This is a genomic window from Chitinophaga sp. GbtcB8, assembly GCF_019091455.1.
GTDB lineage: Bacteria > Bacteroidota > Bacteroidia > Chitinophagales > Chitinophagaceae > Chitinophaga.
Map to the genome: position 1 here is coordinate 196,796 of NZ_JAGXJN010000002.1, position 25,982 is coordinate 222,777.

19 protein-coding genes and 1 pseudogene are annotated in these 25,982 nt (G+C 48.7%); 7 read left to right on the plus strand and 13 right to left on the minus strand.

Annotation, left to right across the window (positions count from 1 at the left end; all coding sequences use genetic code 11):
• Nucleotides 1–28: 28 nt before the first annotated feature.
• Complete coding sequence (locus KVT36_RS03845; RefSeq protein ID WP_217602182.1) at nt 29–1,387, minus strand: MFS transporter; 1,359 nt, start codon at nt 1,385–1,387, stop codon at nt 29–31.
• A 163-nt stretch (nt 1,388–1,550) separates the two neighbouring features.
• Nucleotides 1,551–3,365, minus strand: a complete 1,815-nt coding sequence (locus KVT36_RS03850; protein ID WP_217602183.1) for a DUF4082 domain-containing protein — start codon at nt 3,363–3,365, stop codon at nt 1,551–1,553.
• Nucleotides 3,366–3,627: 262 nt separating this feature from the next.
• On the opposite strand from KVT36_RS03850, the gene KVT36_RS03855 reads away from it, so the two are divergent.
• Nucleotides 3,628–4,014, plus strand: a complete 387-nt coding sequence (locus KVT36_RS03855; RefSeq protein WP_217602184.1) for a VOC family protein — start codon at nt 3,628–3,630, stop codon at nt 4,012–4,014.
• Nucleotides 4,015–4,098: 84 nt separating this feature from the next.
• Nucleotides 4,099–4,608 (plus strand): VOC family protein, encoded by a 510-nt coding sequence (locus KVT36_RS03860; RefSeq protein WP_217602185.1) that lies wholly within the window; start codon nt 4,099–4,101, stop codon nt 4,606–4,608.
• Nucleotides 4,609–4,742: 134 nt separating this feature from the next.
• Here KVT36_RS03860 and KVT36_RS03865 read toward each other — a convergent pair whose 3' ends face one another.
• Both KVT36_RS03865 and KVT36_RS03870 read right to left on the minus strand, forming a co-directional pair.
• Complete coding sequence (locus KVT36_RS03865; RefSeq protein ID WP_217602186.1) at nt 4,743–5,171, minus strand: pirin-like C-terminal cupin domain-containing protein; 429 nt, start codon at nt 5,169–5,171, stop codon at nt 4,743–4,745.
• Nucleotides 5,162–5,647 (minus strand): pirin family protein, encoded by a 486-nt coding sequence (locus KVT36_RS03870; protein WP_217602187.1) that lies wholly within the window; start codon nt 5,645–5,647, stop codon nt 5,162–5,164. The genes KVT36_RS03865 and KVT36_RS03870 overlap by 10 nt, the downstream gene beginning before the upstream one ends.
• 679 nt (nt 5,648–6,326) lie before the next feature.
• Here KVT36_RS03870 and KVT36_RS03875 point away from each other — a divergent pair.
• From KVT36_RS03875 to KVT36_RS03890, 4 genes are all read left to right on the plus strand, one after another.
• Entirely contained in the window at nt 6,327–9,362 is a 3,036-nt protein-coding gene (locus KVT36_RS03875) for a SusC/RagA family TonB-linked outer membrane protein (RefSeq protein WP_368669995.1), read from the plus strand.
• 24 nt (nt 9,363–9,386) lie between these two features.
• Nucleotides 9,387–11,090 (plus strand): RagB/SusD family nutrient uptake outer membrane protein, encoded by a 1,704-nt coding sequence (locus KVT36_RS03880; protein WP_217602189.1) that lies wholly within the window; start codon nt 9,387–9,389, stop codon nt 11,088–11,090.
• A 98-nt stretch (nt 11,091–11,188) separates the two neighbouring features.
• Nucleotides 11,189–11,371, plus strand: coding sequence for a DUF3606 domain-containing protein (locus KVT36_RS03885; protein WP_217602190.1), 183 nt, complete (start codon nt 11,189–11,191; stop codon nt 11,369–11,371).
• The gene (locus KVT36_RS03890) at nt 11,371–11,772 is read left to right on the plus strand and encodes a hypothetical protein (protein ID WP_217602191.1); all 402 of its coding nucleotides are present in this window, start codon (nt 11,371–11,373) and stop codon (nt 11,770–11,772) included. The genes KVT36_RS03885 and KVT36_RS03890 overlap by 1 nt, the downstream gene beginning before the upstream one ends.
• Before the next feature lie 50 nt (nt 11,773–11,822).
• Here KVT36_RS03890 and KVT36_RS03895 read toward each other — a convergent pair whose 3' ends face one another.
• The 8 genes and pseudogenes from KVT36_RS03895 to KVT36_RS32620 all read right to left on the minus strand — a co-directional run bounded on the left by KVT36_RS03895 (nt 11,823) and on the right by KVT36_RS32620 (nt 23,564).
• Nucleotides 11,823–12,752: a glycerophosphodiester phosphodiesterase family protein gene (locus tag KVT36_RS03895; RefSeq protein WP_217602192.1), complete on the minus strand. Its 930-nt coding sequence runs from the start codon at nt 12,750–12,752 to the stop codon at nt 11,823–11,825.
• Nucleotides 12,753–12,754: 2 nt separating this feature from the next.
• Nucleotides 12,755–13,351 (minus strand): histidine phosphatase family protein, encoded by a 597-nt coding sequence (locus KVT36_RS03900; protein WP_217602193.1) that lies wholly within the window; start codon nt 13,349–13,351, stop codon nt 12,755–12,757.
• Nucleotides 13,344–14,801 (minus strand): FGGY-family carbohydrate kinase, encoded by a 1,458-nt coding sequence (locus KVT36_RS03905; RefSeq protein ID WP_217602194.1) that lies wholly within the window; start codon nt 14,799–14,801, stop codon nt 13,344–13,346. The genes KVT36_RS03900 and KVT36_RS03905 overlap by 8 nt, the downstream gene beginning before the upstream one ends.
• 18 nt (nt 14,802–14,819) lie before the next feature.
• A complete protein-coding gene (locus KVT36_RS03910; RefSeq protein ID WP_217602195.1) occupies nt 14,820–16,265 on the minus strand; it encodes an FGGY-family carbohydrate kinase in 1,446 nt (481 codons plus the stop codon).
• Nucleotides 16,262–17,266, minus strand: coding sequence for a 2-hydroxyacid dehydrogenase (locus KVT36_RS03915; RefSeq protein ID WP_217602196.1), 1,005 nt, complete (start codon nt 17,264–17,266; stop codon nt 16,262–16,264). The genes KVT36_RS03910 and KVT36_RS03915 overlap by 4 nt, the downstream gene beginning before the upstream one ends.
• A gap of 5 nt (nt 17,267–17,271) precedes the next feature.
• The gene (locus KVT36_RS03920) at nt 17,272–18,555 is read right to left on the minus strand and encodes an MFS transporter (protein WP_217602197.1); all 1,284 of its coding nucleotides are present in this window, start codon (nt 18,553–18,555) and stop codon (nt 17,272–17,274) included.
• Nucleotides 18,556–18,586: 31 nt separating this feature from the next.
• Nucleotides 18,587–20,326: a RagB/SusD family nutrient uptake outer membrane protein gene (locus KVT36_RS03925; protein ID WP_254639829.1), complete on the minus strand. Its 1,740-nt coding sequence runs from the start codon at nt 20,324–20,326 to the stop codon at nt 18,587–18,589.
• 7 nt (nt 20,327–20,333) lie between these two features.
• Nucleotides 20,334–23,564, minus strand: a pseudogene (locus tag KVT36_RS32620) (SusC/RagA family TonB-linked outer membrane protein).
• A gap of 362 nt (nt 23,565–23,926) precedes the next feature.
• Between KVT36_RS32620 and KVT36_RS03940 the strand changes: the two are divergent.
• Entirely contained in the window at nt 23,927–24,691 is a 765-nt protein-coding gene (locus KVT36_RS03940) for a DeoR/GlpR family DNA-binding transcription regulator (RefSeq protein ID WP_217602200.1), read from the plus strand.
• A 28-nt stretch (nt 24,692–24,719) separates the two neighbouring features.
• Here KVT36_RS03940 and KVT36_RS03945 read toward each other — a convergent pair whose 3' ends face one another.
• Nucleotides 24,720–25,919 carry a right-handed parallel beta-helix repeat-containing protein gene (locus KVT36_RS03945; RefSeq protein ID WP_217602201.1) on the minus strand — a complete coding sequence of 400 codons (1,200 nt, stop codon included), beginning with the start codon at nt 25,917–25,919 and terminating at the stop codon, nt 24,720–24,722.
• Nucleotides 25,920–25,982 lie beyond the last annotated feature (63 nt).

Sequence of the window (25,982 nt, forward strand, 5' to 3'; positions counted from 1 at the left end):
CAATAGCTAAATAAGCTGGGTAACCGTTTTAGTTTTTCCGGACATATTTGTAGAGCAGCGCTGCCGCCAGCAGGAGGCTGCAGCAGGAAATCAGTCCGCTGGTGCGGGCTGCCCAGGCAATGTTCCGCGGGCCGCCGCTGGCCATGGCGCCAAAAACAGCCACGCCAAGCGCGCCAGCTGCCTGCCGTATGGTATTGAGAATAGCGGAAGCTGTTCCGCTCCTGTTTTTTTCCACGCTGGAAAGAATGCCTGTAGTCATGGCCGGTACTGCAATGCCCATGCCCATGGGAATAATCAGAAAAGGGATAAACAATTGCAGGTAAGGTGTGGAAGAACCAGCCACCAGTAAACCAGCATAACCGGCTGCCGCCAGCAGCGTACCTCCCAGTAGTGGCAGGCGGATCCCGTAAGCTGCCATCAACCTGCCGCTGATAAAGTTGGAAACAATAAAACCAGCCGTAAGCGGCAGAAAAGCCAGGCCTGCATGTATGGAGGTGTAATGCAGCACGTTTTGCAGGTAAAGGCTCAGCACGAACACGGTACCATAATAGGCATTGTTTACAATAACGCCTAACAGCAGCAGCACATTAAATACCGGTGTATGAAAGAGATCCAAAGGCAGTATTGGCGACTTAGCACGTTTTTCAATATACAGGAACAACAGCAGCGATAATACACTGAGCACAAGCGCCCCAATGACCAGCAAGTGCGGCACGCCCGGTGCATGCCATTCAATGATGCCGGCAATAAAAGCGGTAAGGGCCAGCATCCATATGAGCTGGCCGGTAAGATCCATTCCCCGGTGTGAATGTAATTCGCCATCTTCTATGCTGGCAGCCAGCAGCACACCTGCCAGGCAGATGGGAATGTTCACAAAAAAGATCATGCGCCAATTACTGATGTGAAGGAAAAGCCCGCCAAGTATAGGCCCTGCAGCAATAGCAATACCGCCGGCCATGGTCCACAATGCTACGGCGCGTGCACGTTCATCAGGTTTATGTGCGAATGCCTGGTTGAGGATAGAAAGCGAGCTAGGGATCATAGTGGCAGCAGCTATGCCCTGTAATGCGCGGAAAGCGATGAGGCTACCAATGCTCCATGCAAACCCGCAGCCGGTGGATGCTATGCCGAAAAGCAGTAATCCCATCTGGAAAATGCGTTTGGAACCCAGGCGGTCACTCATACCACCTGCCGACAACATAAGCGCGGCAAATGCAACGGTATAGGCATCTGCTACCCATTGCAGCGCACTGATACCGGCCCCAAAAGCTTTTGCCATAGCAGGCAGGGCAATGTTTACAATAGATACATCCAGCTGGGATACTACAAATGCAAGGCTGGTAGTGCTTACAACATATCCGAACGAAAGGTGCTGATTCCGTTGCATATCCTTTAACTTTTATAATCTGCGGGATCATTAATATACAAAATTGATGATCCGGCAGCTAAACTATTTTGCTGTTTCTTTACATGATAATGAAAAAGGCTAACCTGCAATGAGCGCAGGTTAGCCTTTTACGATCTTATTCCTTTACGTATACTGTTTTCCGTTAGAACTCCGTTGCAGAGGTAGCATTGTCCGGCCAAAGGAAGTCCCCGGCATGAGGGCCATCTGCCCATTGGTTGTTCTTCCAGTGGTTGCCATTGCCACTGTTTTTATTGTAGTCCGGGATAGACTGGCTGGGATTATGATATACCGCATTGGTATAGTCCGCATCCTCAGCGGCATTGCTCCATACCCAGCGGTTACCGGTAACGGTCATATTGGTGACCGGTACGGCCAGCGGTGCATGCAGGGCTATACCATAGGCATTCAGTATAAAGTAATTGTCATTTACCATTACGTGATCATAACCATCGAAACCGTCCTGTGAACCATCCGAATACATGCCTATCAGCCCGGAAAGGCCATAGGGCGCTGTGTGTGGCGGATTGAACTCCAGGTGGTTGCGGGAGAAGTTCAGGTAACGCTGTCCGCCCCAGGTCTGGATCCCATCAATATGTTCTGTGCCAACTGTATCGGGGTTGGGAGTGATCCAGGATTCCGTTACAGTGATATTATTTGCATACACATTTTCCAGGCCGCTATGCGGGAAATAACAACGGTACACAATAGATGCTGCCGGTTGCCGCCTGTCTTTAAGGCCGCCTGTATCAAATTCGCCCAGCTGGCAGAACAGGGCTGCTGCACCACCTCCATTACCGGCAGGATGATTAACAAGTATATCTCCTTTACAGCCCCGCAGCACCAGCCATCCGCTGGTAACGGTAATGCGTGAACTGATATTGGCGCCCTGCAGCACTACTGTGCCGGCCGGGAACCAGTAGCCATCAATAGTTTCTCCGCCGGCGCCAACTGTACGTGCTGCGCTGCCCCAGCCGCTTAATGCTGTGCCGCTGAAGGTGCCGCCAGCTACGGTGGTAAAGGTGCTGATGTTAATGCCCTGCGGCCCTACTATAGCTGTGGTAAGCTGGGAGCCATGCGTGATGCCGCTGGTATTCAGGGTTGTAAAATCTGCCAGGTTACTGGCAGCAGAGTGGTTGCCAAATGCGTCCCTTGCTTTTACGTAAAAGCTGTAAAGCCCTGCGGTGTTTAAATGAGGAACGGCTATAGTGGTGCCCTGTGTAGTGTCAATGAGCGTACCGTTACGGTATATTTCATAAGCGGTAACGCCTATGTTATCTGTAGCGGCAGACCAGCTCAGCGTGGCGCTGCTGGCGGTAATATCAGAGGCACTGAGATTGGCCGGTGCAGTAGGGGCGGCCGGGTCATCCTGCCCAGGTACAAATTCAATATCCCGGAAGTAATTGGTGTTGTCGTATGTGCTGTTCGGGAAACCGCCGGTGGTGTAATTATACCGGCCGTTATTACCGGCAATGCTGCTCAGCGGGCCGTTGCTGATAACAGTAGCCAGGCCCTGCGTAGTGGCTGCATAATGGCTCAGGGCATTTACCGCAATAATATACACGGTATCTGCGCTGACAGGATAGGGGGTATCCAGCGTAACTGTTTGCCAGCCGGTATCTGTTTCTGCAGAGAAAACAGCTGTTTTCAGGAGCCTGCCATTGGCAGACCATAAGCGCCCGGTATGCGTGCCTGTTTCCCCGGCTACTTTATAATACCTGAATTTGGTAATAGTGCCGGATGAAGATGCTTTGAACTGCATACCCAGCTCCACGGGTCCGTCAGATACAGGAGGAAGTGTGGGCCGTTCTGTGGTCAGCACCGTATAAGCGCCGGTACTGATCATAGCAGACATTTCTTTTTTTTGTGGGAGCAGATCTCTTTTGCAGGAGGTCAGCCATGACCCCATTAATGTGACAGCAATAAGTACAGTGCTACAGGTACGATGGTTTTTCTTCATAGGATATGGGTTTGGTTATTTCAGCAACAAATATATACTGTATATAACGGTTACCCCTCATCGTTTTTTATAATGCAGCGCAAAATTATTTTTTGCCTGGTACGCTGTAGATTTTTGTGGCAACAGATCTTATTTAGCGGCTCTAAAAACACCGTTCCCTGAGAATGACGGAAATAACCCCGGAAATTTACGCAAATAGCCACCCTCTTTGAGAAACCTATGGACTAACTTTGAACGCAGTTAAACATAAAACCTTTAGTTTATGAACACAAAAAAAATATGGGCCAATTTCAGTGTACAGAATTTAGAACGAACCACTAAATTCTATAAGCAGATCGGATTTAAACATAACGGGGATTCGGACCAGCTGACCAGCTTCTTCTTTGGTGAGGAAAACTTTATCATCCATTTCTTTCTGAAGGATGCACTTGAACCCGGCATGAAGGGCCCAATCATTGATACAAAAGCCGGGAATGAAATTATTTTCACCCTTTCTGCAGACACTAAGGAAGCGGTTAATAATTGGGAAAAAGAGGTACGGGAAGCCGGGGGAACAATCGTTTCCAAACCGGAAGAGTTTGGAAAGGGTTATTATGGTTTCGTGTTTGCGGATCCTGATGGCCACCGGTTCAATGTATTTTATATGTAGTATTGCTATTGCCCGTTCAGGCGGGTAAAAGAATGCAAGGGTGCTGTGGAGAGCACCCAGCCACTAATCTAACAGCAAACAAATATGAGCAGTATAAACAACACTATCGCCGGGCTGGAGCTCGCACAGATCGGCTGGGTGGTCCCGGACATTCACGCCGCCGTAAAATTCCTTTCAGGCGCCCTGGGCATCGCCGGTTTTCCCAAACCGGAGCATATCCGCGCACAGGATCTGGATATGACCTATTATGGCAAGGTTGTAGCGGCTGAATGGCTAACCACTCAGACCTATAATGGTGGTACCTTCATCGAGCTTGTTCAACCTCTTTCCGGCCAAAGCATGTTCCATGACTACCTGGGAAAATATCCCGCAGGCGGTACACAGCATCTTGCATTCCGTATGCCGGTTAGCGATTTTGACCGGATTACCGGTGATCTGCGCGAACAAGGTTATGCGGTCATGAGCGAAGTGGATCACCCAATTGCACGAATGGCTTTCTTTGACACTTACCAAACGCTGGGTGTTGCCACCGAGATTATGGGCATCACCCCGGAAGGATGGACGGCCATTAAACAAATGGAGAAGGCCAGGTGAGGGCCTTCCCGCATTTACCTGATAAGCAACTGAAGATCGGAACACCGCCAACTGACCTGATTATTTCTGTGATTGAGAATGAGCAGGAAGATTGGTCTTTCGGATTAGGCAAAGCACAATTTCTTACAGGAGAATTATAAACTCGTATAAGTAATTTTTCCGTATTTACCGGAATGGAAATCGTTGTAGGCGGTTACAATTTCCTGCTTTGTATTCATCACAAAAGGCCCCTGGGCCACAATGGGCTCGGTATATCTTTCTCCGCCAAACAAAATAATGCCGGCAGCGGTGGCTGAAGTATTGGTGATTGCTATTATTCCATCTTCCCGGTCAAATTCAATGAAATCGCCGGCTTCAAATACCGTATCATTAATGGTTGCTCCCTCATCCGGAAGGAATGCAGCATACTCCAGCCCTTTTTCTGTTTGGATCAAGAATTGTTTTCCAGCGTTCAGGTGAATGTGGTATAAATACTGTTTGGAATAAGCCGGCACTTTTGAAACAAGCTGTTCATACGATCCGGCAATCACTTTCAGCCAGCCGCTGTTCCCACTCAGCTGCATTTGCGGAACCTCCCGGCATCAACAGCAAGATATGCGGGATCATCCTTTTTCACACTTGCAGGAAGATTGATCCAAAACTGGAAGCCGTGCATATAGGGGCTGCCGGTTTGAGAATCCGGGTTCATCGTTTCATCATGAATGATGCCATTGCCTGCTTTCATCCACTGAATGCGGTGGCGGACACGGCTCAGTGTTTCTTTGGTAATGCCAAGGTAGGAAGCGATCTGGTGTTGCGGGAAGCGTTTTAGAAGCTCAGGATACCGGCTGGAAAGATCAGCATAGCGTTTTTCTGCAGAAAGGCTAATGGATGCGGTGAGTCTTTTCTGTGTAGCAATAGCATGTTTTTCATCTATTGATTTTACCACTTCACTCAGGGCCGGGACATGATATGACAATTCCAGAAAGCCAGCTCTTGTGATGGTCAATACTTCAGTATCTTCCCAGGCGTCAATATTATACACAGAGGGAGTAAGCATCACCCAGCTCTCACGGTCGCCTACCCACCAGTTTTCGATGGAAAGGTTAACGATGTATTCATTGCCTTAAGCGTTAGCCCTTACCGCCCGGCAGGATCAGGCCAATATCATCCGCACCTGAATATAAATTAAGCAATTGCTGATATTATTTTATCTGTGAGAGGAATTTGCCTCCCGCAATATTATTTATTCTATAACTTCCTGTTACTGACCTATAGAACATAGGTCGGTGATACAAGTTACACGTTCAGGATTCAGACGATACCTATATTACTGGCTTAACATTATCAACCAGAACAGTGCATTCACATACAACCAGGCCTGCGATTGAAAGGCATGCCGGCATTGCCGAACAGGAGAGCTATGCTACAACAGACGGATCTATAAACAATTGAACTGAACTAATTAACTTTTTTTTGAGTATTAATGCAAACGTATGCATAAATAGGAACCGACATCAATTCACGTTAAAAAACCACATTATGAAAAAAACTTCAGAATGCTGCCAAACAGCAGAAAATGCAGGTAGCTGCTGCTACCGCTTCCCCTCACTTTATCCTCTGGCAACTAACACCAAAAAAATTGTTTTATGAAAGGAATTGTAAGAACAAGCATTGCGGTCATACTAATCCTTTGTGCGGTATTTGCTCGGTCCTACGGGCAAAATAATACGGGCAGTGTGAACGGAATAGTAACAGATCAGGGAGGCGCATCGCTTCCCGGCGCCACTGTTGAAGCTTCGGCAAACGGCAAACGCGTGAATATCGCCATCTCTGACAGCACCGGAAAATTCGCATTTAAAAATTTACCAGCAGGGAGCTACGCCTTTAATGTGCACATGATAGGCTATGATGCAAAATCATTTACAGGATATAAAATTATTCCGGGCCAGAATGCCGCGTTGTTATTTACATTATCATCTTCAGTAAGTGAGCTGAGTAGCGTGGTAGTCATCGGATATGGCACCAGGAAAAGGCAGGATGTTACCGGGGCAGTTGCCAAAGCGGACCTGCTGATACAAAAACAATCTCCTAATGCAAACGTCATGTCTTCATTGAGAGGTACGGTTCCGGGCCTCACCGTAGGCCAGGTTACCAGGGCCGGCAGTGACCCTGCGTTGATGGTACGCGGCAGGAACTCTATCTCCGGCACCACCTCTCCGCTCATTGTGGTAGATGGACTTATTTATAGAGGAGCACTCACTTCTATCAACCCCTCCGACATTGCCAGCATTGACCTTTTAAAAGATGCCAGCGCTGCCGCTGTATATGGCTCCCAGGCATCAAACGGGGTAGTGCTGGTCACCACCAAAAGCGGGGCAAGCGGTATTGAGAAACTCACCGTCGATTACAGCGGGTCTTATTCTATACAGGAAATGACCAAAAAGAGCATGAGACCAGCCTCCGGAGCCCAATACATAGAGAAGCTGGGCGACTGGTACCTGTCTGAAAGCCGGGACCCCAACGACATGACGAAGATGAACCCTAACTGGGATCCTACAACCAAAATGCCGGGCATTGAGGGCGACAATTACAAGAACGGCTATGAAGCCAACTGGTGGAAATTAATGACCAATTCCCGCCCCAGGATCCAGAACCATAACATTAGCCTTAGCGGACGGTCAAAGAAGATCCGGTTTTATCTGGGCTATGGTTATTTTGACCAGCTGAATCTTATAATGAATGATAATTACAGGAGGAACAGTATACGGCTCAATGTGGAAGCCAAACCCGCCGATTGGCTGACAGTAGGCGCTCAAACGGGACTCTCCATCAATGATTACAGTGGCGTTTCGCCCACTTTTTCCGACATCATGCAGCTGAAGCCATACAACCTGCCCTTTGATCCGAAAACCGGTCAGATGCTGGAGTTTTATGCGCAAACAACTACGCCCACTGCATTGGAAATACTTAAAAGATCCAGGGACGTTGACCGGAATATGAACATCATAGGAAATTTTTTCGTCAGCGTGGATATTCCGTATGTGAAAGGGCTGAACTACCGTGTCAACTTTGGAAACAATTACATCTATACCAACCGGTTTAATTACAATGCCCCTACCGTTGAAGCTACCGCCTATAAAACCTATATGACGGATTATTTTCTGACACTGGATCACATCCTTACCTATAAGCGGGACTTTGGAAAACATGGGGTGGACCTGACCTTGTTGTATGGCGCAGAGAAAAACACACATGATGGCACCAGCACCTCCGCCGGGGGGATCACTAATGGGGGATTGTCCTATAACAGGCTGGATGTGGGAGATCCCGCGCGGCTTACAACATCAAACGATCTGGCTGTTCTGCCCTGGAAGGAAACGGCGCTTTACCAGATGGCCAGACTGTCTTATTCGTTCGACAAAAAATATATCTTAACCGGTACTGTCAGAAGGGATGGCTTTTCCGGATTCTCCGCTCAAAACAAATGGGCCACATTCCCGTCTATTGCTTTTGCATGGCGTTTAAAAGAAGAAAAATTTCTTCAGTCCGTTGGTTTTATCGACGATCTGAAATTAAGACTGTCTTACGGTTCTACCGGGAACAGAACCGTGGGCCGGTACCAAACGCTTGCCCAGATGAGTGTTGGATTAGCGAACGGTTATTTGTACGGCAGCTCCGGTGGCGCACAACTGGGTTCTTACTTAAACCAGCTGCCCAATTCCGGCCTGCGCTGGGAAACTACCCGCTCCTTTAACATCGGTGTGGACTTCTCATTTTTCAACAACCGGCTCTTTGGTTCACTGGATTTGTATTTCTCCAATTCCGTAAACCTGTTGAACTCCAGAGCTACGCCTACCATCACAGGCTTCAACAGCTTCCTGATCAACATCGGAAAGATCCAGAACAGAGGACAGGAGCTGAACATCACCGGCATACCGGTTAGCAACAAAAACTTCAGGTGGGAAGTAACGGCTAATTTCTTCCGGAACCGGAACAAAGTACTGGATATAGATGGTACCAAAAATGATCTGATCAATGGCGCAGATCCCATTTTAAGCTACTTTATCGGTCAGCCTTACGGCGTAGTTTACGACTACAAGATCAGCGGTATGTACCAGCTGGGAGAAGAGGTTCCCGCCAGCCTTGCCGCACAGGGCTTCAAAGCCGGTCAATATAAAATTGAAGACAGAAACAAGGACGGCCAGATCACCCCGGCAGATAAACAGATACTGGGCAAGCTGGATCCCTCTTACAGTGTGGGTATTTCCAACAGCTTTCAATACAAAGCATTCCAGTTAAAATTCTTCATCAATACCATTCAGGGTGGTAAAAACGGCTACATGGGCGCACCGGGTATCATGCTGTTGAATCCGGACAATATCCGGAATAATAACGGCTTTGTATACGATTACTGGACGCCTAATAATCCCAACGCACGTTACAGAAGCATCGCTGCCTATGTAGCCACACTGGGTGAAAATTTTGGTCCTTATCAATCCCGGAGCTTTATCCGTCTCCAGGACATCACCCTTACCTATACGCTGCCGGAAGGAGTGCTGAGCCGTTTAAAAATAATAAAGGCAGCAAGCATATACGTAAATGCACAAAACCTCCTGACCATTACCAAATGGGATGGATGGGATCCCGAATCCAATCCTCCGTCCACTCAACGGTCCTCATTGGGCTTGAGAATACCGGGTGGCCTGGGCCTGGACCAGAACGGTTACCCCGTGATGAAAAACTATTCACTCGGCGTAAATGTGACATTTTAATGCTTTCACCCTAAACTTTAAGTCATGAAAAAAAGAATCATCATATACCTGCTTGGCATCGGTGCTGTGTTATCTTCCTGCAGTAAGAGCTTCCTGGACGAAGATCCGCTATCCATCTATACACCGGACAATACGCTGCAAACAGCAATCCAGTATCAGCAGGCTACCAACAACCTGTACAACGGTGTCAGAAACATCTACATGGGCAATATCAACCTGGATACTTATTTCGGTTTGTATTATGCTACTGACTTTGCATATAACGCCACCGATTATGATCCTGCCGCGAAGTTAAATGCCTATAAGGCGACCATGGTGCCCAGCTATCTTATTCCAACGGGTATCTGGACGGCCTATTACAAGATCATCACGAATGCTAACCTGATCATCAACCGGCTAAATACAGCCACTCAGCTGAGCGATGCTGATAAGAACAGTTTCCTCGGCCAGGCATTGTTCTTCAGAGCTTATGCGTATAACGTACTGGCCAATCTGTACGGCGGAGTGCCTGTTGAATTGAATGAACTTTCAGGCCCGCGGTATGATTATGTGCGATCCAGCCGGGCGGAGGTATACCAGCAATGTAAAAAAGACCTGCAACAGGCTATCGGCCTGTTGTCTGATATTAACCAGGTGCCTGATGGTACGGTGAATAAACAAATTGCCAAACATGTCCTCACGGAAGTGCTCATCTCTTTAAAGGATTATGATGGCGCCATTACGAGTGCATCAGAGGTGATCAGCTTTCCGGGCTTATCGCTGATGACCAGCCGGTTTGGCAGGAGAGCCAATTTACCGGGTGATGTTTACCGCGACCTGTTTGAATACAATAACCAGAACTACAGCACCGGCAACCATGAAGGGCTGCTGGTGATACAAACCACGCTGAACAACTCCGCATCCGTGGGGGATCAGACCGCCTGGGCGGTAGTTCCCAGCTTAACGGGTATTAGAATTGTGGAGTCTGCCACTAAAACTAAAATGGCAATCCTGTTCAACGCCAAGTTTGTGGACAGTGTTTCTTCTAACGGCATCGGCTGGATACGTCCTACCAATCACTTCTTTTATGAGATCTGGACACCTGGTGATATCCGCAATTCTTCCTATAATATCGTTAGGGATATCCGGATCTCCGGTGTACCTGCTAATTCTCCTGATTACGGTAAATGGTACGTAAAAGATGGTTACAAAGACAAAGTACAACCGGCAGACTTCAGGGATACCATCCGCAATTTTTATCCGGTGATCAGGAAAACGTCTCCATCAGCAGGTGATTTTGTATCAGCTGCAGGTCCGGCGGTACTCACCAATGTGAGCAATCCGTTTGGCGGATTTTTGTTAAACGGCGCCTCCCGCTTGTTTATGCAGAAGTATATGGTCCGTTTGGCCGAAACTTACCTGTTAAGAGCAGAAGCTTATGTTGGGAAAGGAGAAAAACAGAAAGCAGCAGATGATATCAATGTGCTGCGGAACAGGGCACAAACTACTACGGCCACCGCTGCAGAAATGAATATCGATTACATCCTGGATGAACGTTTGCGGGAATTGTACATGGAAGAGTTCCGGGCAGTAACCCTTACCCGGTTAGGACTGTTATACGACCGTGATAAAAAATACAACCCTAAGTCCGGCCTGACGATTGAAACCTACCATAATCTGTGGCCGATACCTGCTACTGAAATAACACAAAATACCGGTGCTGTATTGGAACAGAATCAGGGGTATTGAGAGGAAAGTAATGGTGCAACCATACCGCTCCCCGGCTGGTATGTAATTTGTGATAACTGAAGCGGAAACATCATTTCTTTCACTTAAATTTTGAGCTCATGGCAGACGATAAAAAAAATGTTGGAAAACAGGATGATATCCGGGTAGATAGTCAGGATCCTTCAGAAGTGGAATATCTTCACCAGCAGTTTCCATCTAAAACACACCAGGAAATTAAAAATGCGATAGAAAAGGCAGGGCCTGTAAGAGCAGATATTATTAAGTATTTGAATGGCCGCTAATGGTGGATAAAATTTCCCATAAGAGTTTATTGGAACAGGCCCGGCAGCTGGAGTCTGAGGACGATCTGGCAGGCGCCATCAAATTATATAATGAGGCACTTTCCAATGATCCTTTAACGATTGCCGCTTACAACCGGTTGATGATCATTTACCGTAAGCAGAAAGAATATAAAAAGGAGCTGGATACTATCAACAGGGGAATAAGGTCATTGGAAGATAATGCCCGGGAAGCCAGGACCAGCTGGATAAAAGCTAACAGGAAAGCGGCGCGTTTAAGCCAGTCGCTGGCAAAAAGCCTCGGCCAGATCGACGCTAAAGGTAAACCGACCGGTGAAGATCCCGTTATTACCGGGTGGAAGCGCAGGAAGGCGGTTACCTTAAAACGAATAAAGGCACAATGAGTAAATGTAAGATCGTCTTATAGCATTATACTGTAAGACGGTCTTATATTTTATTTTTTACCAAAGAATTTCTTTTTTGCGCTTTGAGCCGGCACCAATGAACGGATAGCATCCGCCGCCTCAATGGAGCGGTCGGCTTCAATCAGGCTGGCGCCGTCACGTATAATCGCCTGGTAGGCCGCCTTACGTTCAGCTGCAGAAGCAAGCTTGTCGTATGTAGGCGCTGTGGAGATCATGCACATCACACCGCGCTTATTTAAATTGCGGTAAAGCGGTTTTAACGCGGCATTATTATCCGGACCTACGTATGCCATAATATGCGACCAGGGTATTTGTTCGGCTTCATATTCTTCCAGCGCCTGCTGCGTTTTAACAAATGCCTCAAACACAATATCTTTATTGCGCTCGTGATACCAGCGCGCTTCTTTGGCGGTATGTACCGTTACCATTACGTTTCCTTCCGCGTGATTGTCTTTAATGATCTTCGCGGTCATCTCGAAAGGAACGTCTTTTTTATCCAGGATCAACACAGTTTTTCCCTTGCTCCAAACGATCGCTTCCTGCAGGGTAGGGATGCGAAACTCCGTTACATTTCCTTCCACATCTTTTAGTTTCAGCTGCTTAAGTTCCGCCAGCGTATAGTCGCCAACCTTTCCTTTGCCGGTGGTGGTGCGGTCCAGTGTAGCATCATGCATCAATACAATGGCACTGTCTTTTGTAAGACGCGGATCAATTTCAAAAGTGGCAGGGGTATGACGCAGGGTGTTTTCAAAAGCTTCGATACTGTTTTCCGGGAAGCCGGCGTTCACACCACCCCGGTGCCCGCTGATAAAAGGAATATCTTCCCCGGTATATTTAAAAAATTCCTGCAGATCTTTACTGTTGCGGATGTTCAGTATATTCAGCGGGCCGGATTGTGCGGAGGTGTGCCGAGGGCAGGCCAGCAATGCAGCTGCCAGTAATAGGTTCTTAATTTTCATGATCAGAATTTTGCATTAAGATGTTGTAAGGTGAAAGGTTCGCCGGCCGACAGGTTAAATACGGTGACGCCAGCATTGTCCTGCACCAGCATCCGGTAATTTTTCAGTGGCATCCCCAGCTTATAGGCCAGGTACAAACGGTTAACTCCATTGTGCGCTGCCACCAGGATGTTGCCGTTGCTGTGCTGCTGCAGGAGCTCCTGGAAGAAGTGTTCTACACGGGTCACTATTTCAGTGCCGGTTTCCCCGGTGCCGCCGGCGCGGTGAATGCCAGGGTCATTCATCCAGTTATGCCATAGCTGCGGGTCTTCGGCAATGAATTCTTCTTTCGTTTTCTTTTCCCAGTTACCAAAATCAGCTTCAATAAGGCGGTTGTCTTTGGTTACTTCCATCCCGCTGGCAATACCGGCCGTTTTATACGCCCGTTCTAACGGGGAGGAATATACGCCGGTAAAAATAATTCCTTTGAGTTGTTCCCGTACCGTTTCCGCCTGGCTGATACCTTTTGCGGTCAGCGCAATATCTGACCGGCCGCAGTAGCGGTTATTGTCTGCGTTCCAGGCGGTTTGCCCGTGTCTTAACAGATAAATATTAAGCATGCTCGTAAGTTGAAATATATCCTTTTTCTTTCAGCAGCTGTATAAATGCCAGATAGCTGTTGTTGTATTTTTTAACGAGAGATGGGTCTGGCAGTATCTCTTCCGCCACCTGGGTCATAGCAGCTGCGGCTTCCATGATGTTGGCATACCATGTTTTGGAGGCAGCCAGGATAGCTGCACCGGCAGCACCGCTCATTTGTTTCATTTTGATGATGGGCAGGTTGAGCACATTGCTGCGGATAGTTAACCATGCATGGCTGTTGCTGGCGCCGCCTGCGGTATATACCTTTTCCACAGGTTCCCCGCTCAGCTGCCGGATCATATCGTATGCATAGCGTTCTATAAAGGCAACTCCTTCCATGCCTGCGGTGTAGCTTTCCGGATCAGATAATTCCGGCGGTTCAAATCCTCTTGCCTGCGGCGCCATAAACGGGAATCGTTCTCCCTGCTGCAACAACGGCCAGGAGAGGTGCCCGGTGGGAATAAGTGATAGGGCCTGCTCATTCAGCAAGCTAAGGTCGCCCGGGAATTTTTTGCTCACCCAATCGGCCCCCGTATTACTGGCGCCCCCCGGCATCCAGTAGCCTTCCGGATGACGGTGACAATACAAAGCACCCGAAGGATCGTTGATGAACCGGGTGGTCACTCCTTTTACTACCAGGGTAGTGCCTATCGTCGTATTCCACTCGCCCGGTTTAACGGCGCCCGCTGCAATTTGTGAGGCGCAGCCATCTGTCATGCCGGCCACAACGATCACCTCCTCCGGCAGATCAAAGAGGGCTGCCAGATCGGGCCTTATTCTCCCCAGGGGAGTACCTGCGGCTACCACCTCCGGCAGCCAGGACTGCTGTAAGGGCAGCTGCTCCCAGAGATACGCCGGCCACCCGTACGCCTGCACGTCGTAACCGGATTTCAGGGCGTTGGTCTGATCAGTGATATCAAAGCAGCCACTTAGCTGACCGGTGATGTAATCTGCTGCATGAATAAATTTATAAAGCGCTTTCACCTGCCCGGGGTATTGCTGCACAAACCACAACATTTTTGACAAGCCACTGGAAGTATTAAATGACGTATAACCCTGCGGGTGATACCGCATGGCCGCCGCATGGCAAATTTTTCCGGCCGCTGCCTGCCTGCCATCGCTGTACATGATGGCATTGTGCAGCGGCTGACGCTGATGGTTAATGGGGATAATGGTACCGGAGGTAGAGGTAACTGCGATGGCCCTGATCTGCTGCCGGTATGGCTGCAGGGAGGGCTCCCGGAGAAGGCCGTGCAGGCAGGCAAGGCATGCATCCCACCAGCCGGCGGGCGACTGCTCCTCCCGCATGTTTCCGGATAGGGGGAAATGCTCTTCCCGGTTGCCAAGCAGCTGGCCGGTTGCATCCATCAATACTACTCTTGCGCCTTGTGTACCTACGTCGATGCCTATGAAACAAGCTGTTTCCATAATTGATGTTTAATGTAATTAGTTTATACTCCTGAAGTAGTGCCGGGTTTTTTCCCATTCTGCATACAGGGTGGTATAATATTCCATGTCGGCAGGATAGGTCACTTCTGTATAATCGTCCATCACTACCGGTACCTGCAATGCTTCATTGCAGATCAGCGCCCCGCCTATGGCAGATGACTGCTCATATTCTTTCCTGATCTGTACTTTTTTGCCGGTTAGATTGGCAATGAGCTGCCGCAATACACGGCTTTGTAATCCTCCTCCGCAGGCCCAGATATAATCGGGACGGTGGCCGGCCGTTGCTGCCAGGATCCGGTAGTTTTTAACAATAGAGCAGGCAATGTCGAGGATAGTAGCCCATACAAAGGATCCACGGGTAAGCAGATGCGATACCGGGGCCGGAAAAATGAAACCGCCGCGCGTAAGGGAAACTTCTTCATCTGCAAGCAGCGAGCCCAGAGAAGCCATGCAAAAAGTATGGGTGTTTTCTTCCAGCTCTTTTTCTATCACCTCATAATTTTCATTGGGATAAAAAATTTCCTTCAGCCGCTGGTAGTTCAGTCCTGTTACACCGGCATTGGCCTCAAATACAAAGCGGCCCGGTTCAATATCACGGCTGGTCCATGTTCTTTCTTCCGCATCAAGCGTATATGTTCCGGTTAACTTTACAATAGGAGTGGTGGTACCGGAAACAATTACTACATCGTCTACCGCCGGGCGGGTGCTTTTAATGGCAAGCTGTGTATCGCCGCCGCCTGCTATTATCTTCACTGTTCCCGGAAGGCCCAGCTGCAGGGCCACTTCCGGGAGGATGCTGCCGAGTATGGTGGCTGAATCCACCAGTGGTGGCAGTAAAGCTGCATCCAGTCCGAAAACATTGCATAGCTCCGGCGACCATTGCTTTTGCGCTACGTCGTACAGCAGCGTTTCCGATGCCTGGGAATGCTCATACCGCGCCACTCCGCTGAACATAAATTCGATCCAGTTGCTGATACTGAGAAATGTGCTGCAACGCTGCCATATCTCCGGCTTCCGCTCCCGGATGCCCACCAGTTTCAGGGCGGAGAACAATGAGGTGGGATAACGCCCGGTGAGCTGGTACACCCTGCTTTTATCGGCAATGATCTTTTCCCATTCACGGCCGCGATGGTCGATATTGGGTAACCCGGTCAGCGGCTCGCCGGAAGCTGAAAGCAATACAATCCCTTCGCGCTGGCTGGTGGCAGTAACCGCTTTTACAGTACTGCGGGGGATACCCGCCAGCACCTGTGCAGCCAAACGTTGTACCTGTGACCACAGCTGCGCAGGCTCAAAATACAGCGCATCGGGATATAAGGAATCGTTGATATATACTATATCTTCCCGGGCAACGCCCAATACCTGTCCCTGTGGCGAGGCCGCAGCCACACGTACGTTCCCGGTGCCTATGTCCACAATAATGTAGGTGTCCTGTATGGTCATTGGAAATGAACTTTAAGTAGATCTTTGTTGGCTAATTCGGCAATGTGCCGGTTGGCTTGTGCATACCACTGCAGCAAGGCCCTGTTCATAATTTCAACGTGGTGATCTTCCACCTCGAAGGTAGCGCCTGCAATATGCGGTGTGGCAATTACCTGCGGAAGATCAATGATCCTGTAATCCAGCTCGTCCGGTGGTTCATGATCAAAAACATCTAAGATAGCACCCCGGATCAATTTATTTTCCAGTACTTCCAGCAGGTCTTTCTGCTGCACTACCGAGGCCCTGGCTGTGTTAATAAATATGGCGTCCTTTTTCATCATTTTCAGCAACCTGCTGTTGATCATCCCTTTGGTTTCTGCGGTAACAGGCAGGTGGATGGATACAATATCACTGGTGGCAAACAGATCCTCCAGGGTTGTTTTGCGGTAGCTGCTGTTATATTCTGCCACATAAGGATCAAAAAACTGGATAGGGCAGGGGTACTCTCTGACCAGTTTTGCGATCAGCTGCCCGATTGCGCCAAAACCCACCATACCAATGGTTTTGCCGGCCAGCTCATTGCCTTTGAAGTGCAGGTAGGAGTCGTGTGCACCTGCCTGCCAGTTGCGCCCCTTCAGCCAGTTCATTCCCGGGATGGTATTGCGCAGCAGCATAATAACATTGGAAATAAACAATTCTGCTACGGCCTGCGCATTGCGCGCGGGTGTAAAAAATACGGGAATTCCCATTTCTGTAGCTTTACTCACCGCTACATTGGAAGGTGTGCCGCGGCATACCCCTATAAATTGCAGTTGCGGATTTGCCGTGATCACCTTTTCGGTCACATGATCGTGTTCTGTAATGAGCGCATTTGCCTGTGTATCCGACAGCATTTTCAGCAGCTCGTTTTCATTGTAGGCCCTTCCGTTAGGTTTCCATGACCGGTAAATAACTTCACCAAACTGCCGTTGTAATGTTTCCAGGCCCGGCTCATGATAAGGGGCGGTGATTAAGATCTTCATGTGTATTATAATTGTATGGTTTCCGTTTTATTGTTGTAATGATGGACGGTTTTTGCATTGTCCGGCAATGTGATAAAGCGGGTGATCACCGCACTGATAAGATACAGTGCCGCCAGGATCCAGATAACACCGGCATTGCCCATGCTGCCTATAAATAATCCTACAATAGCAGGACCTACAAAAACGGGTAACCCGGCGCCCAGGTTCAGAATAGCCATGGCTGCACCCTTGTCTTTTTTCACGAGGGAAGGCACTAACGCCGACAGGGGTACGTAACCAGCCAGGCAGGCGCCCCACAATATGCCGGCTGCCATCACCATCCAGAAGCTGCCTTCCCAGATCTGCGGGGCATAATAGAACAGCAGGGTGGTAGCCGCACATCCTACGCCGCCAAACCACATAATGGTATTACGCCATCCCATGCGGTCGCCCACAAAGCCAAAGATGAGGTTGAAGATGATGTTGGCGGTAAAGATGGTACCCCAGATCTGCAGCCACTGTGTGGTTTCATACCCATGTTCCGCCATGTACATGGGCAGGAACACCGGGGACGCAAATTGCGCTGTTGTATTAATGATCCGCACAATGCCGCCCAATAATACTTTGGGCTCTTCTTTCACAATGGTGAGCCCCTTGATCAGCTCTTTGACCTGCGAGGCGTCTGTGGTTTCTTTCTTAATGCTTCCCTTATTTAATACCAGCGCAAACAATGCGCCCAGCAGCGCCCAGAAAACAGAGGTCCACAAAGTATTGAGATGACCGAAACGAACAATGGCCCAGCTTGAATAATAGGCGCCAAGTACATTCAGTCCGCCGGTAAATACAAACCAGAACCAGCCCACTGCACGCCCCAGCTGCTGCTGCGGGCTACTGTAAGCAATCCATACAAGGAACGAGTAGGCAAATAACGGATAACCAAATCCACGCAATGCATAAAAAAGCAACATCAGCGGATAGTTCAGGTCCGGCATACCGTATCCTACAAACCCGATAGTGCCGAGAATATAGAGGACCAGGCCCGTGAACATGGTGCGTTTTACCCCATAACCTTCCGCGAGTACGCCGGAAAACCAGGCGGATATGGCAATGGTGATGCCATAGACGGTAAACAGGGAGGCCGACTGTTGTACACTCATTCCATGTGACACCAGGTATGGACTCAGCCAGCCCTGTTCAATGCCATCACCCATCATGAAGATCATAATGCCGATGTAGCCGAAAAGCAGCTGCGGGGGCAGTCCTGCTTTTTTAAAGAATGTTTCGTTTACTGTGGAATTGTTACCGGACATACGGTTGCTTATTTAAGGTTTTTCAGTTTTGTTAATTTGTCCATCCCGGGTTCTGCACTAAATTTCCATTTAAGATGATCTCGTTATATGGAATAGGATAAAAGTATTTATAGTCTTCGTATTTACGCGGCAGATTGCCGAACAGCTGCAACTTACCGCTTGCGCCGTTGCTCAGCTTGAACTGTGTATTGTCTATCAGGAAATAATATACACCGGGTACTTTTGTTGCCGGGATCTTTTCTACAAAACACACGTCCATTTTACCATCTTCATTCAGGTCCATCAGTGTATTCAGCGCAGGTACGTACATGCCATCATAGGGCATGGTGAGCAGGTTACCGAGGTGCCAGCGTTTCAGATCGTCATACCGGAAGCCTTCCAATGCCAGCTCAATACCTCTTTCCCTGCGTATTTCCAGCAGCACAGGATCATTTATGCCGGGGAAGTAATTTTGCTGAAGATAGGGGTCTGCGGTTACCGGTAAGCTGGTGCCGGTAATGCCTGCACGCTGCCGCAGCGCTGCAATGGTGAGATTCCAGTCTTCCGCCGTAAAGTTGCCACGCTCCGCTTTGGCCTCTGCGTAATTGAGCAATACTTCGGCATATCTTATCAGCGGGAGGGAGTTGAAGTTTTCGGCTACGCCATCGGTGGCTTTCGCGTCTACCGCCAGTTTGATGGGCATATAACCCGTATAGGTATACGTAAAGTCGGGCGGCGCCATGGCGCCATCGCGGGTGTAGTTACCCATGCGGATACTCTGTTTCAGGCGCAGATCCCGGTTCTTCACTTCCTGTGCAAACGGGATGTTATCAAAACCCGCCTGCGCGGTAAAGGGAGTACCATCGGTGTTCAGGTAGGTGTTAATGAAAGTTTTGATGAAGCTGTAACGGCCGCCGTAAGTGGCGCTTGTCCAATACCAGTTGGCATCATTGAATACGCGCAGGCTTTTGTTATTTACAGCCGCCAGCAGCACTTCCGTGCTATTGGGTGTTTCATTGATGAAAAGGTTGCGGTAGTTCTGATCGGTGGCGCCGGCAGTAAGGAGCTTATACTGTTTTCCTTCGATCACCTGGTTGGCGGCATCAGCGGCTTTATCGAGCCAGTCGTTGGAGGTGCCGGTAAGATTCAGCTTGGGATGGTATTTACGGATAGTGCCTTCAAAGAGGCAAACCCTTGATTTAAATGCCAGGGCTACCCACCGGGTGATCTGTGAAGCTCCATTATCCTTTGTATTACGGATATGGCTGCACGCATAATCGAGGTCGGCAAGCACATTGTCCATTACCAGCGTGCGGGGATCGCGGCCTTTATAAAGATCGGGATCATCTGCTGCCAGGCTTTTATCGTACCAGGGCACATCCCCGAACTGCTTTACCTTATTGAAGTAAAACCAGGCGCGGAAAAAACGGGCAAGACCCGTGTAGTGTTCCTTCGCCTCGTCCGTAATCTTTGCGTTGCCGGCATGTTCCAGGAAGTAGTTGATCTTGCGTAATGCGCTCCAGCTCCAGCCAGTGGCCTCTGTAGGGCCAAAGGTGCCATAAATATAGTTGGAGAGGGTTCTGCCCACGAGGTAATCACTCAGGGCATCACCGCGTACAATGTCGCTGCCGTCGGGCAGATCCAGGTAAAGGGAATTGGCGTACAGCTGCAGGTCCTTTTCTGTATTAAAGGCATTTTCAGGCGATAGCTTATCAAAGGGTTTCAGGTCCAGATCACGGTTACATGCACTCATGATCAACATTCCGGCAACCAGGAAGAGAGTATATTTCATGATCATTTTATTTGAATGTTACATTGATCCCTATGGTGTAGGTTTTCAGCATGGGATAACTCATCCCGTTCCCGGCGCCGTCATTGAGCTCAGGATCTGAGCCTTCAATTACTTCCGGGTCCATCGTTTTCACATATTTATACATCGGGCTCCAGGTCCATAGGTTTTGCCCGGTTACATAAATGCGTGCATTAGCCATGCCTGCTTTGTTCACCAGCGATGCCGGCAGGTTGTAACCCAGGGTAATGTTTTTGAGACGCAGGTAAGCCGCGTTCTGCAAATATTTAGATTGTGTTACCTGCAGCTCAGCGCGGGAGTTAAGGGCAGTATAACCGCGCATACGCGGGAAGTATGCGTCGGGGTTTTCTTCAGACCATATATTGTTCATCACATCAACCGGCTGCCAGCTATAGGGCCGGTTGTAGGCGCCCCAGAACAGCGAGTTGTCGGCCCCTGGCCAGAAGTCCCTTTTACCAATGCCCTGGAAGAAAAAGGAAACGAAAATATTATTCCAGTCCATGTTGCCGTTAAAGCCATACATATACCGCGGAGAGCTGTTGCCGATCACGGTTTTATCACCCGGATCGGAGAGTGATCCGGCGCCTTCATTGATCTTTTTGTCGTTGTTGAGATCTTTGAACTTGATATCGCCCGGGAGTATTTTGTTAGCGGCTGATACGCGGATAAAACTCTGGTCGATGCCGCGGGTATCTATTTCGTGCTGGTCTTTGAAATATCCGTCGTTCACAAATCCCCAGATATCGCCGATCTGCATGCCTTCATAGTAGGTGTTGATGAGCCCAAGCGGATTATTGAAACGGGTGATCACACTTTTATTATCTGACAGCACTAAACGGACGTCGTAGCTAAAAGGCTTGCTGCCATTGGTTTTATTCCTCCACCCGATAGAAACTTCCCATCCTTTTGTTTCCAGGTCGGCGTAGTTGCCTTTGGGTTCGGTAGCGCCGAATACGCCGGGAAGCGGCAATCCATCGGTAAACATATTTTTTGTTTTACGCGTGTACCAGTCGGCGGTGAGGGTGAGCCGGTTGTTCAGTAAAGCAAGATCGGTCCCGATATTCAGCGTAGTGGCTTTTTCCCAGGTAAGGCCATTCGGAATTACGTTGGGTTGCTGGGTATAGTCTGGCCGGATACCGTTCAGGATACGGCCCATTTGTGTTACGCTCATGGTTTCCAGGAACTGGTAAGGGGAGATGTTACCATTTCCCAGCGTGCCGTAAGAAGCTCTCAGCTTCATATCGGATACCGCTTTGTAAGGAATGGTCCAGAACTTTTCTTTTGATATCCTCCATCCGGCAGAAGCAGAAGGGAAGAAACCCCATTGTTGCGTTTGCGGGAATTTGGAAGTACCGTCCTACGGGCCGTTCACTTCCAGCAGGTAGCGTTCATCAAAGTTGTAGTTTACACGGAAGAAACCGCCCAGGGTACGCCATTCGTTACCGCCGCCTCTCATCGTGAAATTAAGTCCGTTGGTAAGCGAAAAATCGGGCAGCTCGTTGTTGATGATACCATCCCGCTGGATGTACCTGCTTTTCAGCAGGGAATTTTCGTAGTTGTAACCGGCCATTACCTTGAAGTAATGTTTGCGGTAAGTATGTTCGTAGTCGGCGTAAAAGTTGGCCGCGAGATAATTGGTTTTATCATCATCTTCGTTCAGCTTACTTTCACCGCGTTCCAGCCTTACATCAGGTTTTTTGCTGTAGGGAACGGGTGTGTATATACGTGTTTCCACATCGTTGAGCCGCCAGAAGGTCAGGTCACCGTTTACATGCACTTTGTTTTTAAAGAAGGTGGCGGTAAAGCGGGACGTGTTGCGGATCTGCGTGCGGGTTAATTCTGATTGGTTATTGCCCGAAATAAAGCTGCCGAATACAATAGAAGCATTTTCGGTAAGGGTGCCATCCGGGTTGCGGAGCATGGCAATAGGAAAGGCTTCATCGGAGATCCTTCTCCATACAGGCGTATTGCTGGGATGGTTTAGTATCGGGTAAAAATAATTTGTTTGTGTAAAGCTCAGGTCATTTTCCACCTTCAGCCACGATAACGCCTGTACGGAGCCGCGTGCCCGCAGGTTATAGGTTTTAAAGTCGTCTGGATTATAACGGAAAATGCCATCCTGCGACATATAGCGGCCGGAGAGGTAGTAACTTACATTTTTGCTGCTGCCGGAAAGACTGAGATTGTGTTCCATAGATGGAGTGTTATCTGCATACAGCTCTTTCAGCCAGTCGGTGTTGCCGTAGTAAACATATTCACCGGTAGTGGGATTGATGTCTGTTTTGGGCAGGGAAGGATCATCGTTCCTGCGTTTCAGCTCATCGAGGTAGTCTAACGAGAACGGGAATACGGAGTTTGCTTTTTGCGGATGGGAGGCATAGTCGTTCCAGGAAGTGAATGCGTCATCGAAGTTTTTGGCCCATTCGTAACCGTTCGTCACCATTTTTGGTCTGATGGTGTGTTTGTTGATTGAATAGCTGGCAGAGTAGTTGAGCGTGGTTTTGTCTTTAGCCGGACTTTTGGTGGTGATCAGGATAACCCCGAACGTTCCCCTGGAACCGTAGATAGCAGCAGCGGCGGCATCTTTCAGCACCGTTACGCTTTCTATGTCGTTGGGATTGAGCAGGGATGGTTCACCCGGTACGCCATCAATGAGGACCAGGGCGCTGCCGCCTGCGCCGATAGAGGTGGTGCCGCGTACATTATAGGTAGCGCTGCGGGTAGGTTTACCATCCGTCATGCGGATGTTGAGGTTAGGAATAACACCCTGCAAACCGCGGGTGACGCTGGTGAGCGGCCTGTTTTGAAATACCTCGCTGCCTACCTGGTCAACTGCGCCGGTGAGGTTTACTTTCTTTTGTGTACCATAACCTACTACTACCAGGTCCTGCAATTGTTTAGCGGAAGGAATGAGCTGAAGATCGATGGTATTGCGGTTGCCAACAGGGAGTTCCTGCGGTGTGTAGCCCACAAAGGAAAAAACGAGGATGGATTCATTACCGGGTACCGCTAATTGGTAGCGGCCTTCTGTGTTGGTGGTAACGCCGGTGTTGCTGCCTTTAACCCTTACATTCACGCCAATGAGTATTTCTCCTTTATCATTGGTAACCAGGCCCCGTACATTCCGGATTGTTTGGCCGGATGATGCAGACGGCCATGCAAGCAGCAGGAAACAAAGTATGTACAGTTTGTACACAACAGTGCAGCTTAAGTGATTCATAACTGGATTGTTTTGTTTTGGTTGACCCTTTTTTCTATAACATGAAATTGTTTGTTGTTATCCGTTGACCTTTTATTCTTCTGATGTTTTCCGGATCTGTGGAATTCAATTAATGTTGGAACATACGGGTGCGCATCGTTGTTACAGTAAAATTAAACAAAATTAAATTAAATTAAAGTAAATGTAAGTAAACAATTTAATATTTTTAAATATTTTTTAACTTTATGAAATTGGGCTCTTTTGATACTATTACAGATTATAGCTACTTATAGTGGCTGTTTTATGGGAAACGATGGGGTCTTGACTAATAATTTTATATTTGATGAAAGAAATTTAAACATAAAGAAGAAATTCAACCTTTCATGAATATTACAGACCGACATCAGCTCATTTTGCAGAAATTACAGGAGAATGGGAAAGTGGATATCCAGGAACTGAGTGATGCCCTGCAGGTGTCCGGAGTTACTATCCGGAAAGACCTTAAGCTGCTGGAAGAGAAAAAGTTGCTGTACCGGACCAAAGGTGGCGGGTCCACACAAAACCCTTACACGGTAGAGCGGCCGATCAACGAAAAAGAATTTATTAAAACCGAAGAGAAGAAAAAGATTGCCAAAGCAGCGGAAACGCTGATTGGTATGAATGATTCTATTATAATTGGTTCGGGCACCACCGCTTTTGAGCTGACCCGCTACCTGCATCCGTCCAAACACCTGACCGTGATCACACCAGCCCTGAAAGTGGCGCTGGAACTTTGTAACCGTCCGTTTGTAGATGTATTGCAGATCGGTGGCCTCATTCACCAGACATCTTCTTCCGCCGCCGGTTCCTTCGCAGAACGCCTGCTGGACGATATTTCCTGCGGGGTGTTATTCATAGGGGTAGATGGCATCGATATGGAATTCGGGCTTTCTATTACCAACCTCGCAGAGGCGAGCCTTAATATGAAAATGATCAACCTCGCACAAACCGTGGTGATCATGGCTGACAGTTCCAAATTCAACCGTCGCGGTATAGGCCGTATCTGCAGCCTGGAACAGGTGGACTATATTATTACAGATAACCTCGTAGCTGCAGACACCGTGAAAATACTGAAGGAACATGGCGTGAAAGTTATCATTGCGGAGTGATAATAATAGTCTTCTTTATTTTGTATCGTTAATGCATCACTTCAAAAGCCCCAATGGCTCTCTGTGAGAGAAACCTGTTTCCATTATAATCCCTTTCGGGGTGCGTTAAGCGGGCACCTGCACCTGCCGCAGGACTATCATCCGGGATAGAATAATCCCCCCGCAACAACGGATCTTTACCTGTTATACTATGATGCTCCGCCACAGGCAGCTGCGGCTTCCACGCAGGATTCCCGGTCTGGAACCACAGGTTGTTGGAAAATATAAAGCTTTCAGGTACAGTGCCCGGGCCGGTGCTGCATGCAAGCCGCAGCTGATCATCAACATAAATGAGGTTATTACGAAAAATATTATCACTGCATTTTACAAAACGTATCGTGTCTTTATTTTCCTGCAATATGCGAATGACCCAGCGTGCGGGTTTGCAGATGGTGTTATTTACCACGGAGGATCGTGTGCAGCCTGCAAATGCCACCGGCACTCCGGATCCTGTGAACACACAACTTTGCACTTTTAGATCTGTTGCTTCGTAATTTGCATCAGCAGGCCTGAAGAACGCTGTGCCCGTGCTGCCACCAAGATTAATAGCCCTGCCGCCGGCATTTTGAAACCTGCATGCTTCAATAAGAATATCGCTGCTGCCGCCTTTCATTTGTATGGCATTTGCACCCATGTTCTCAAAATGGCATTGCCGGATAATACTTCTGTGGCAACCCACCATATCGATACCACTGCCGCCTGCAGCGCCATTCAGAAAGGTACATTGCTGAACGATGAGATCATCCACACCGGACAGTTTCAACAGGTCATTGTTGCCGTTGGCCGCCATATCGCGGAAGGTGCAATGCTGCAGTACAATATGGTGCGCAGGAGTGGAGTAGGAGCTGCCATCATCGAAATTGAGGCCATTGCCTGTTTGCTTTGTAAACACAATCCCTTCAATATGAAGGTAAGCAACATCGCTGCCATGCCATGCAAAGTTTCCGCCTTCATACACCACTGCACTGCGCTTTTTTGCAATGATGTAGATCCATTTACCGGGACTGCCTTTCAGGTGCTGCAGATCTTGATTTCCGGAGTAGGAGCCGTTGTAGAGCAGGATTGTATCCCCGGGGCGTGCCTCGGTTGCCGCCGCCGCAATATCCGCGTAACGCTGCCCATAACCCGTATGTAACACCGCTGCAGATAAAGGACCATGAACAAACAACAAAAGGAGGAACAGGCGCATGGGGAGGTATTTACAGGGAAAATAATGTAAAAAACACAGATCAAAGCAATCCTTTCTTAGAAC